Below are 10,641 nucleotides of genomic sequence, written 5' to 3'. Positions count from 1 at the left end.
AAAAAGAAATATGCTGAAGTAAAACAGCGGTTTGACGTAGTAGAAGCTGATTATTTACAGCAAATGAAGAACAACAGGGGGAATCCCGTCGATAGTAAGGCATTCCGAACCCTGGAAAAGGAGTATCAGGTCCTTAAAAATAAACTGGAACACCTTCCCGGGAAGCCTGGTTAAGCAGGTTTAATAATTTACCGGAAGAACTTTCATGTATTCGCTTAAAGGCATGTGGTCTGCTTTTCTGAAAGGAGAATCAGTTTGCCTTACCTTTACAATTCTGGATACCCGGAAGTCCCGGTATTCTTTCCGTAAATGACACCAGCCTATTAAATGCCAGTTAAAAGCATAAAAAATTAATCCTATGGCTTCGACTTCGCGTTTGCTTGTTTCTTTGTTGTTATTGCTATACTCTATTTCAATGATGCATTGGGCCGATATGGCATTTTGTAAGAGAGAAAGATATTCAAACTCATTATTTATAGATTGGGGTAATTGGAGCTTGATGTTGTTGTTCAGAAACTCCAGCTTTTCCTTTTGAGAGTTTCTCAGCACTGCCTTTACTTTGTTCAGGGCATTGGTATAGTGGTTTAGAATAGATTTATCTGCAAAGCCGGCCACAAGCCGCTCCATAATAAGTAGTGCATTTGCCTCTTCTGAGTTAAAGGAAACCGGAGGGAGGAAATAACCTTGTACTATATAATAACCTTTAGGTTGTTCAAAACTGATCGGGATTCCCTGCTCTGCCAAAGCTTTAATGTCACGATAAACCGTACGGACACTAATTTCAAAGCGGTCTGCGATTTGGTCTGCGGTTACGTGTTTCTTGGTTTGAAGTAAAAGCAGGATACCAAAAAGTCTGTCTATGCGGTTCATGAGGTTTGATTGATTAGAGGCTGATAAAGTTAAGCATCTTATGCTTTTTAATGCACAAAATATAAAAAGGAATTTAGGGGATCATCTAAAGGTTGGGAGCCTTGTCTGATTTTAAATAAATTTTGAAATATACATATTATACAATAAAGATATTTATTGTATAATATGTATATTTGAGGTGTTGAAATTCATTGAAACATGAAGGAAAGATTAAGGATGTTAGAAGATAAGCTGGATACCTTTATAGATGCGGTTCAGTCGGCTTTTGAAAAGATTGATAAAAATTTCGAATCGTTTAACAAAAGATTTGACACCATTGATACTAAGCTCAGTGCAATCAATGAAAAAATAGATTTATTACAAGGTGGTTCTTCTTCAACTATTGAAATCCTGGAAACAGGGTTTAACGATATTAAAACAAAAATCATCAAAAATGTAATCGTATGGCAAAGATAAATATTAAAGGGACCGAAGTAAGATTGATGTCTAAAGATAATGATGATCGAATTTGTCTCACTGATATGATAAAAGCAAAAGATGGGGATTTTTTTGTTAGTGACTGGTTGCGTAACCGCAATACTCTGGAATTTTTATCTGTCTGGGAAAAACTAAATAAGCCGAATTTTAATTATGGCGAATTTGCCATAATAGCATCAAAAGCAGGTTTAAATAATTTTAAGATAAGTGTTAAAGACTGGATTGAAAAAACTGGAGCAGTAGGCGTATCTGCAACTGCAGGAAGATATGGAGGAACATATGCTCATAAAGATATTGCATTTGAATTTGGCATGTGGATTAGCCCTGAATTTAAATTAATACTCATAACCGAATATCAAAAGCTAAAGCAAGAAGAGGCAGGCAGATTGAGTTCTGGCTGGGATTTTCGACGATTCTTGGTTAAAACAAACTATACTATACATACTGATGCTATCAAGGAGCATATAATTCCAGAGTTAACGGAGGAGCAATCTAAGTATGTATATTCAAGTGAGGCTGATATGTTAAATGTTGCCTTGTTTGGTTTGACGGCAAAAGAATGGAAAGATCAAAATCTAAGTCACGCAAAGAGAGGGCTTAATATGCGAGATTTGGCGGATATTCATCAGTTAATCGTATTAAGTAATCTAGAAAACAATAACGCATATTTAATAGAAAAAGGAATGTCTCAAGAGGGGAGATTGCTTGAATTAAGAAAGATAGCCGTCACCCAATTAAAATCATTAAGAAAGTCCTCTTATACGACGGAAAAAATCCAAGCAAAACTTAAAAAATCCATTGATAAAAACAAATGATAGTGTTGAATCTGATTTAATTATTATTTATAATAACAAGATGTTGTGCAAAGAAGTCCCTCGCTTTGAGGCAATAATTTGTGACCTCAAAGGATAATTTAGAGATAAGTTTACGCTATTGAGTTTTACACAACAGGTGTAGAATATTAACAAGGAATTTGATAATTGGAGGTCACAATTTGTGGCCTCAAAGCCAAAAAAAGTGGAGAGTTTGAGAAAGGTTCAGCTACTCGAAAAAATTCGAGTAGCTCAAAAAGGGGGTAGCAGAGATATAGCCCAAGAGTTCGGCTTATTGGTTATGGTGTTACCACCCGGTAACCAATAAGTTTTTAGCGGCACGAAGGCTGCATTTTTGATATTTGGAATAAGCTGCTGCTGCGCGTTGCTGAATTTGCTCATTGCTTTCATTGTTCATGTAGCCATTGAGTGCATCGTGCAGACTGTAAGCTTCTGGGCACATGAGGTTGCTGGTCCAGACCAGAGGATTAACCATTTTTTTGTCTAAATGGGGACCGAAAAACCTTTTGCTGTAGCAAGCCAGAATGATCACATCCCGTTTTTTCTTGTCTACATTGGCAAATTCATTATCCAGATTAAAGTCCATCAATCCATCGTGGCCGATATAGGCCATTAGCCTGGCGTTACCAGAGATTCCAATCGTTTTTTGATCTACCTGTAGCGTTTCCTTTAACTGACCGCTGCTACTTTTTAGAAAATTGATGGTACACTGCTTAATCTCTTTACCATTATACGCATCTGCAATCAGGTAATAATTTTTAGACCTATGCTTGTAAACCAGCCGCTCCAGAATTAAGCTATTAAGTTTTTGTTTTCGGATTAGTTTCCATTCGTTGCTCCGGTTAAAATATGTTTTGATTCCATATTGACAGCCCCAATAGAGGTTATTTGCTGGGTCTTGCCCATTGCCAATAGCCTTCGGTACGGGGACAATGCCCTGATGAGCATTGTCACAAAGGGCTACGAAGACATGTATAGTTTTTGCTGTGGAGTCATAAGAGGTGCTCGCTGGATTGCCTTGTTGAGGTATTTTGTTTTCCTTATTTTTGGAATTGATACAAGCCAGGTGGATTAAGCAGGATAATAATAAGAAAGAGTAGTAGTGATAAGGTTTCATTGGCTTGATGTTTAAAGGCCTATCTAAGGTAAAATAATTTTGATTACTTAAATGATTACAGAATTTGTTTAATCTTGTTCCTGAAAATGAGGTTTGGGTAAGACAGTTTAATTGATATATGAATTTTATAAAAGAGATTTTAATTAAAAAAAGCATATCAATGGAGGAGCTGTTGAATTGTTTTGAGCAGGTAAAAAATAAGGGTGATATCGCCTTAATAAAGTTTGATGGTCAAAGAAACGAAGATGAGTATACTGTACTTATCGCTTTTCCAGAGATCAAAAAAAGAGAAATGATTCGGGCTGACGAAAGCAGTTTGAGAATTGCATTAATAAAAGTGCTGACTGAGTACGTAGAAGGAGACCGTTAAAATTGATTTTCAAACGAAATGTCTTTTCTTTGTGATTATGGTTTCCTACATTTCTGCATCATACATCTATCCCGTATCAGCCGCCCCTTTGAAAGACGGGGTGATTGGCGTCGATTCCGAAGGCTTAATTAAAGAAATCCTTACTGCTGATGAGGCCGCGACTAAAGGGATCACTGACATCAAATACTATAAAGGAGCGTTGGTTCCCGGATTCGTGAACGCCCATTGCCACCTGGAACTTTCACATTTACAAGGTAAGATTGCCAGACATACCGGACTTCCTGGTTTTGTGGAGCAGGTGATCCGCCAAAGACAGGCTGAAGAATCAGAAGTAATTGCTGCAATGGAAGCGGCCGACAGAAAGATGTATGAAAACGGAATTGTGGCGGTAGGAGATATCTCCAATAAACTCATTTCAAAAGAAGTAAAGGAGATTAGTGGTATCTATTACCATACTTTTATCGAAGCAATGGGTTTCAATCCGGTTAAAGCCGGAGAAATTATCAAAGCTGCTATTGACTTAAAAAATGCTTTTAAGCCTTTGTCTGGTTCGATTGTTCCTCATGCTCCTTACTCAGTCTCTGATGAATTGTTTCATGAGATTCGTACAGAAGGAGAAAAGAACAATGACCTGATTAGTATTCATAACCAGGAAACTCCGGATGAAAATGCCTTTTTTGAACATAAAACAGGAAGCTTTTTGAAATTGTATCAGTTTCTGGGATTGGATATTGATTTTTTTGAAGCGACAGGAAAACCCTCTTTACCTTCTTATCTGCCTGAACTTTCTGCTACGCAAAAAACGTTACTCGTACACAATACGTTTACCAGTAAATCAGACCTTGACTTTGCTGAAAATCATCACCAATTGTTATACTGGTGTTTATGCCCGAATGCAAACTTGTATATAGAAGATAAACTGCCAGAACTAAAACTCCTGCAGGAGGCAAATGTTAAAATTACCCTTGGTACCGACAGTCTGGCAAGCAATGATCAATTGAGCATCATTGAAGAGATGAAAACCTTACAGGAACATTTTAAAGTTTCTTTTGATGAGCTGTTGAAATGGGCTACATGGAATGGTGCTGAGTTCTTAGGAATTGAAGACCGTTTTGGTAGCTTAGCTGTTGGAAAGACGCCTGGTATTGTCCTCCTGGAAATTGTGGAGAACCTTGTGGATAAGCCTGTGGATAACTATGTGGATATCCTGGTAAGTGGCAAAATTAAAAGAATAGCTTAGTTGATATGTCGAACAGAATTACAACTTTATTTAATATACAATATCCTGTTATTCAGGCGGGAATGATTTGGTGTAGCGGATGGAAACTTGCTTCGGCGGTTTCTAATGCTGGCGGATTGGGAATTATTGGCGCAGGGTCTATGTACCCGGAAGTGTTGAAAACTCATATTCGTAAATGCAAAAATGCCACTTCAAAACCCTTTGCTGTGAATGTTCCCTTGCTCTATCCAAATGTGGAAGAAATCATGAACATCATTGTAGAGGAAGGTGTAAAGATTGTATTCAGTTCTGCAGGGAATCCGGCCAGCTGGACCGGCTTCCTGAAAGAAAAAGGAATTACAGTGGTGCATGTCATCGCCAACACAAAATTTGCGTTGAAAGCTGAAGCCTGTGGGGTAGATGCGATCGTTGCAGAAGGCTTTGAAGCCGGTGGGCACAATGGTAGAGAAGAAACCACTACCTTATGTTTAATTCCTATGGTGAAGGATCAGGTGAAAATTCCGGTGATTGCTGCCGGAGGGATTGGAAGTGGGAGGGCAATGCTGGCAGCTCTTGCTTTAGGTGCTGATGGGGTACAGATCGGATCAGCTTTTGCTGTTGCAGAAGAATCCTCTGCACATCCTGATTTTAAAAACAGGGTCATTAATGCCACTGAGGGAGATACCAAGCTCAGAATGAAAAAGCTCGTTCCGGTCAGGTTGCTGAAAAATACGTTTGATGAAACCATTGCCCAGGCAGAAGCCGAAGGCGCGGATGCAGAAACATTGAAACAGCTTTTAGGGCGTGCACGCGCAAAATTAGGTATGTTTGAAGGAAATTTGGAAGAAGGTGAGCTGGAGATCGGACAGGTATCCGCCATGTTAAAGGGGATTAAGCCCGCTGCATCCATCCTCAACGAGATCTGGCAGGAGTTTTTAACAGAAAAACAACGAATCAGTTCGCTGGAATTTTAAGACAATTGAAAAATAATATTTGAATAATAAATGAATCACATCAAGATAAGAATTACCGGAAAAGTGCAGGGTGTATCTTTCAGGCAAACCACAAAAGCAATCGCAGATCAGATGAGTGTCCGCGGGATTATCAGGAATGAGAAAGATGGTAGTGTGTATATGGAAGCTGAAGGTGATGAGACTTCATTAGAAGTTTTTCTGGAATGGTGCAATGAAGGTCCGGACAGGGCGAAGATTGAAAAGGTTGAAGTAATTTCAGGGGAACTGAAGAACTATCGTAATTTTGAAATCCTCAAAAAATAGCACGTGTCTGTAATTAAAAAGTTCCTCGGTCAGACAGCAATTTATGGTTTGAGTACTGTGTTCTCCAGACTGTTTAGCTTCATCCTGACTCCAATCTATACCGGGAAATTTGCGGCAGGTACTTATGGGATCATGACGACCCTCTTTGCCTATGCCTCGATGATCAATGCGGTATTGGCCTTTGGAATGGAGAGTACCTATTTCAGGTACCTGAATAAACATGAAGACAGAAAGCAGGAGGTTTACAACAATTCCTTTTTGTGTGTGGCCTTTATTTCTGTTTTGTTCCTGATGACTGGCCTGGTTTTTTCCAATTCGATTGCCAATTACCTGACCGATGATCCTAAAAAACTGGAGGATTATAAAAACTACGTCCAGTATTTTCTGTGGATCCTGTTTACCGATGCGATATGCGTGATTCCGTTTGCCAGGTTAAGAGCTGATAATAAAGCCTTCAAATATAGCCTGATTAAGTTTTTGAATATTGGATGTTTTGTGGGGCTGAACCTCATGTTCATTTATGCCATTCCTTTTATCATTGATCAACAATGGCCTTTATCTGGATGGTTAAGTTCCTGGTTTCGCGGAACCTGGCTTGGGTATATATTTATCTCAAACCTTGCTGCAAGTGTGCTGACCTTTCTGTTATTGTTACCACAGTTCTTAAAGATTCAGTTGAAGTTTGATAAGGAGTTGTTTGGTAAAATGTTCTCTTATTCCTGGCCCATTCTGGTGGCCAACCTTTCCTTTATCGTCAATGAAAACCTGGACAAGGTGGTTTTGAGCTGGTTGTTGCCAGAGAAAATTGCAGATCATGAGGTAGGGGTATATGGTGCGGTTTGTAAGATTGCGGTATTTATCAGCATCTTTATTACGGCCTTCCGTCTGGGTGCGGAACCTTTCTTCTTCAGTCATGCGAAGAATGCAAATGCGAAAAAGACCTATGCTGCCATTCTGCATTATTTTGTAATTGCGCTGGCCATTATGTTTGTTGGCCTGGTCACCAATATCGAAATCCTGAAATACTTTATCCGTAAAGAGGAATATTGGGTTGGCCTTCCAGCCGTTCCTTTTCTGTTATTTGGTTATGTTTGTTTAGGGATCTATATGAACCTTTCCATCTGGTACAGGTTATCGGATCAGACCCGTTTCGGGTTATATATTTCGGTGATCGGAGCGTTGATTACCATTGCCCTTAACTTTGTGCTCATTCCCAGGTTCAGCTATATGGGCTCTGCATGGGTGTCTATGCTGGCTTACGCGGTAATGATGGTCATTTCGTACGTACTAGGGCAGAAATATTATCCGATTCCTTACAACCTGAAAAGAATCCTGACCTATCTGTTCATTTCTGTGGTTCTGGTGATTTTATCTTTCTGGGTATTTAACAGAAATATTTATATCGGAAATGCAATGCTGATCGTTTTCATTGCAGGTATTGCTTATTTTGAGAAGGACGATCTGAAGGCTATATTATTTAAGAAATAACCTGAAAGAGAAATAACCTGAAAGCCGTATTATTTAAAAAATAAAATAACAACAATATATACAACAATGAAGATTAATATCATTAACAATTCCGGACATGCATTGCCTCAATATGAAACTGCTCATGCCGCGGGAATGGACATGCGTGCTTTTACAGAAACTGAAATCACCATTAAACCTTTACAGCGTGTGTTGGTTCCAACAGGTTTACATATTGAATTGCCGGTAGGTTATGAAGCGCAGATCCGTCCACGTAGTGGTCTGGCCTATAAACATGGCATCAGTATTGTGAATTCTCCGGGAACGATCGATGCCGATTACCGTGGAGAGATTAAAGTATTGTTAGTGAACCTTTCTGATACAGATTTTGTAGTCAATAATGGTGACAGGATCGCGCAGATGGTGATAGCCAAGCATGAAACAATTTCATGGGAAGCAGTGGAAGAGCTAAGCGACACTGCACGTGGTGCAGGTGGATACGGACACACTGGAAAGTAAAACATACAAAATATGAAGCAAAGGTTTCTTTTACTGCCCTTACTTGTTGTGGGCCTGTCGGCTGTAGCACAACAGCCTGTAAAGCCCCTATTGGATAGTAATGCAGTAAAAAACCTCTTCTTTGCCGGCCTGAAAGAAAAGCTGAATGAAAATTATAGCAAGGCCGGGGAGAGCTTCAACAAAATATTAACCATAGACCCGAATAATGCAGCGGTGCATTATGAAATTGCAAACCTTAACTACCGGCAGAATAAGCTGGAAGAGGCAGAGATTTCGATTAAGAAAGCAGCGGCACTGGATGCCAATAACCTTTGGTATTGGAAACTCCTGGCCGAATTGTATAAGCGCAAAGGGAATATGGACGGGTTGGTCACGGTCTTTACACAAATGATCCGTTTGTCACCGGAAAATGATGCCTATTATTTCGATAAATCCAATGCTTACCTTTTAATGGGCAAGACAGAAGAGGCCCTAAAGGGTTATGATGTACTGGAACAAAAGTTTGGGCCATCAAAAGCATTGACCCAGGCCCGGCAAAGAATTACGCTGGGCACAGGGAAAGCTGCTACAAAACAGGAAGTGGAAAAGATTCTTGCAGAAGGGCAGGAGGATGTGAAAGGACTACTCGAAATGAGTGAGTCGCTGATGGAAAAAGGGCAATATGAAACCGCCCTGCCATTGCTTCAGAAAGCCAAAACGGTAGAGGCCGATAATTATGAGGTGGATCTTGCCCTTGCGGATTATTATAGAAATACAAAAAATAGTGTAGCGGCAGGTCAGTCGTTAAGGACTGCCTTCGCCAGTCAGATGATGCCTCCGGAGCGGAAGATGAAGATTGTCATGATGCTGCTTGGAGGAACAGGTAAAAACAAACTAAGGATTCAGGAAGCAGCAGATCTGGCAAAGATCATGGTACAGTCTAACCCAACGGATCCGAAAGCTCAGGCCTTGTATGGTGATGTGTTATACCAACAGGGGAATCTCCCTGCAGCCCTGGAGCAATATCAGGGAGTGTTGAAAATAACCGAAGATCTATATCCGGTTTGGGAGCAGGTATTGAACATTCAGACCAGTCTGGGATTATATAAAGAAGCGGTGAAAACGGGAGATGCAGCCCTGGGAATCTATCCCAATCAGGCGGTGTTGTACTATTATATGGCTTTTGCTTTACACCGCGATAACCAGAATGCGACCGCTTTAGGAAATATCAAATCGGCCTTGCAGCTGGATGGCGACAATAAAGAGCTTCAGGCACTGGTCTTGGGATTGCAGGGAGAAATATTCATTGATGAAAAGAAATTCTCTGAGGCCAATGCTGCTTTTGATAAGGCAGTGGCTCTGGCACCAGGCAATTACCTGCTTTTAAATAATTATGCTTTTTATCTTGCTTTGCGGGATCAGCATCTGGATAAAGCAGAAGCGCTGATTGCCAAAGCAGCTGCAGCAATGCCCGCTAACTCTTCCATTGCAGATACTTATGCATTGGTGTTGTTGAAAAGGGAAAAATACGAACAGGCTAAAGTCTGGGCAGAAAAGGCTCTGCTGGATAATGGTTCAAAAAATGGACTTTATCTGGAACGTTATGGTGACATTCTGTTCCTGAAAGGAGAAAAAGACCTGGCATTGACCCAATGGCAAAAAGCAAAAGAAGCCGGAAATGACTCCCCGAATTTAAACCGAAAGATCAATGAAAAGAAATATATTAAGTAAGGTCATACTCCTGGCATTGGTGGCATTCACGATGGCTTGTAAGACGAAAAAGAAAGTCGTTGTGGTGGTACCCCCGGTTTCGGATTCTGTGGTGGTAGACCGTAAAAAGTCAGAAACCTTACAGTTATTGCAGCAAAAAGATGTGGCTTTTACCACTTTGTCTTTGAAGGGAAAGGCCGTTCTGGAAATCAATGGGAATCCGAACGATGTCAGTATGAACATCCGCATCAGGAAAGATGAAGGAATCTGGGTAAGTGTTACCGGATTCATGGGGATTGAAGGGGCCCGCGCACTCATCACGCCAGATAGCATTAAGGTGTTGAATAAATTGCAGGGTGTTTACCTGAAAAAGCCTTTTAACTATGTTCACCGCTTCTCGAACCAGCAGGTGAATTTTAAAATGTTACAGGCGATCTTATCGGGGAATACGATTAATGAGCTCATGACTGAGGGTTCAGACCTGCAGCTGGAAAACGGCGTTTGGGTAGTGGAAGGGGAGCAGGCAGCGCTGGGCTACCGTGTTTTATTTAATACCCTGATGAAAGTTTCCGAGAACAACCTGAACGACCTGAAGTCATGGAAGTCGCTGAAGGTAGTTTACGGAGATTATCAAAATATGAACGGTGCTTTATTTCCTACCAGTTTAAGTATCAATTCGATGGCAGGTACACAAAAGATCAACCTTAAACTGGATTTTTCAAAAGTAGAAAGCAATGTTCCGGTTGAATTTCCGTTTAATGTTCCAGGTAAGTATGAAGTAATAAACTGATTTTTTTCATACT

12 protein-coding genes are annotated in these 10,641 nt (G+C 40.3%); 10 read left to right on the top strand and 2 right to left on the bottom strand.

Annotated features, from left to right (window positions below):
* Positions 1-180: 180 nt before the first annotated feature.
* The gene (locus BUC20_RS31945) at positions 181-870 is read right to left on the bottom strand and encodes a helix-turn-helix transcriptional regulator (RefSeq protein WP_073238381.1); all 690 of its coding nucleotides are present in this window, start codon (positions 868-870) and stop codon (positions 181-183) included.
* 198 nt (positions 871-1,068) lie between these two features.
* Between BUC20_RS31945 and BUC20_RS31940 the strand changes: the two genes are divergently transcribed.
* The gene (locus BUC20_RS31940) at positions 1,069-1,326 is read left to right on the top strand and encodes a hypothetical protein (RefSeq protein ID WP_073238378.1); all 258 of its coding nucleotides are present in this window, start codon (positions 1,069-1,071) and stop codon (positions 1,324-1,326) included.
* On the top strand, positions 1,314-2,162 hold the full coding sequence (locus BUC20_RS31935) for a KilA-N domain-containing protein (protein ID WP_073238375.1): 849 nt from the start codon (positions 1,314-1,316) through the stop codon (positions 2,160-2,162). Before BUC20_RS31940 ends, BUC20_RS31935 begins: the two co-directional genes overlap by 13 nt.
* A 304-nt stretch (positions 2,163-2,466) precedes the next feature.
* On the opposite strand, the gene BUC20_RS31930 is transcribed toward BUC20_RS31935, so the two are convergent.
* Entirely contained in the window at positions 2,467-3,297 is an 831-nt protein-coding gene (locus BUC20_RS31930; protein ID WP_200801112.1) for a hypothetical protein, read from the bottom strand.
* Between the two features lie 118 nt (positions 3,298-3,415).
* On the opposite strand from BUC20_RS31930, the gene BUC20_RS31925 reads away from it, so the two are divergent.
* The 8 genes from BUC20_RS31925 to BUC20_RS31890 all read left to right on the top strand — a co-directional run bounded on the left by BUC20_RS31925 (position 3,416) and on the right by BUC20_RS31890 (position 10,628).
* Complete coding sequence (locus tag BUC20_RS31925; RefSeq protein ID WP_073238372.1) at positions 3,416-3,667, top strand: hypothetical protein; 252 nt, start codon at positions 3,416-3,418, stop codon at positions 3,665-3,667.
* Positions 3,668-3,704: 37 nt separating this feature from the next.
* Positions 3,705-4,907, top strand: a complete 1,203-nt coding sequence (locus BUC20_RS31920) for an amidohydrolase family protein (RefSeq protein WP_073238369.1) — start codon at positions 3,705-3,707, stop codon at positions 4,905-4,907.
* A 5-nt stretch (positions 4,908-4,912) separates the two neighbouring features.
* Positions 4,913-5,860, top strand: coding sequence for an NAD(P)H-dependent flavin oxidoreductase (locus BUC20_RS31915; RefSeq protein ID WP_073238366.1), 948 nt, complete (start codon positions 4,913-4,915; stop codon positions 5,858-5,860).
* A 30-nt stretch (positions 5,861-5,890) separates the two neighbouring features.
* The gene (locus BUC20_RS31910; protein ID WP_073238363.1) at positions 5,891-6,163 is read left to right on the top strand and encodes an acylphosphatase; all 273 of its coding nucleotides are present in this window, start codon (positions 5,891-5,893) and stop codon (positions 6,161-6,163) included.
* A gap of 3 nt (positions 6,164-6,166) precedes the next feature.
* Entirely contained in the window at positions 6,167-7,651 is a 1,485-nt protein-coding gene (locus BUC20_RS31905) for an MATE family efflux transporter (RefSeq protein ID WP_084529469.1), read from the top strand.
* Between the two features lie 66 nt (positions 7,652-7,717).
* Positions 7,718-8,149 (top strand): dUTP diphosphatase, encoded by a 432-nt coding sequence (dut, locus tag BUC20_RS31900; protein WP_073238361.1) that lies wholly within the window; start codon positions 7,718-7,720, stop codon positions 8,147-8,149.
* Positions 8,150-8,161: 12 nt separating this feature from the next.
* Positions 8,162-9,859 (top strand): tetratricopeptide repeat protein, encoded by a 1,698-nt coding sequence (locus BUC20_RS31895; protein ID WP_084529467.1) that lies wholly within the window; start codon positions 8,162-8,164, stop codon positions 9,857-9,859.
* Positions 9,837-10,628, top strand: a complete 792-nt coding sequence (locus tag BUC20_RS31890; protein ID WP_073238355.1) for a lipoprotein insertase outer membrane protein LolB1 — start codon at positions 9,837-9,839, stop codon at positions 10,626-10,628. The genes BUC20_RS31895 and BUC20_RS31890 overlap by 23 nt, the downstream gene beginning before the upstream one ends.
* Positions 10,629-10,641 lie beyond the last annotated feature (13 nt).

The organism is Pedobacter caeni (assembly GCF_900129215.1).
Taxonomy (GTDB): domain Bacteria; phylum Bacteroidota; class Bacteroidia; order Sphingobacteriales; family Sphingobacteriaceae; genus Pedobacter; species Pedobacter caeni.
Note: the sequence above shows the minus strand (reverse complement) of the source record. Positions and strands in the feature narration are given on the sequence as shown.

Excerpts from the sequence above, each read along its gene's own strand:
- BUC20_RS31935 (WP_073238375.1), top strand. The coding sequence starts at position 1,314 with ATGGCAAAGATAAATATTAAAGGGACCGAAGTAAGATTGATGTCTAAA.
- BUC20_RS31925 (WP_073238372.1), top strand. The coding sequence starts at position 3,416 with ATGAATTTTATAAAAGAGATTTTAATTAAAAAAAGCATATCAATGGAG.
- BUC20_RS31920 (WP_073238369.1), top strand. The coding sequence starts at position 3,705 with ATGGTTTCCTACATTTCTGCATCATACATCTATCCCGTATCAGCCGCC.
- BUC20_RS31945 (WP_073238381.1), bottom strand. The coding sequence starts at position 870 with ATGAACCGCATAGACAGACTTTTTGGTATCCTGCTTTTACTTCAAACC.
- BUC20_RS31915 (WP_073238366.1), top strand. The coding sequence starts at position 4,913 with ATGTCGAACAGAATTACAACTTTATTTAATATACAATATCCTGTTATT.
- BUC20_RS31930 (WP_200801112.1), bottom strand. The coding sequence starts at position 3,297 with ATGAAACCTTATCACTACTACTCTTTCTTATTATTATCCTGCTTAATC.
- dut (WP_073238361.1), top strand. The coding sequence starts at position 7,718 with ATGAAGATTAATATCATTAACAATTCCGGACATGCATTGCCTCAATAT.
- BUC20_RS31895 (WP_084529467.1), top strand. The coding sequence starts at position 8,162 with ATGAAGCAAAGGTTTCTTTTACTGCCCTTACTTGTTGTGGGCCTGTCG.
- BUC20_RS31890 (WP_073238355.1), top strand. The coding sequence starts at position 9,837 with ATGAAAAGAAATATATTAAGTAAGGTCATACTCCTGGCATTGGTGGCA.
- BUC20_RS31910 (WP_073238363.1), top strand. The coding sequence starts at position 5,891 with ATGAATCACATCAAGATAAGAATTACCGGAAAAGTGCAGGGTGTATCT.
- BUC20_RS31940 (WP_073238378.1), top strand. The coding sequence starts at position 1,069 with ATGAAGGAAAGATTAAGGATGTTAGAAGATAAGCTGGATACCTTTATA.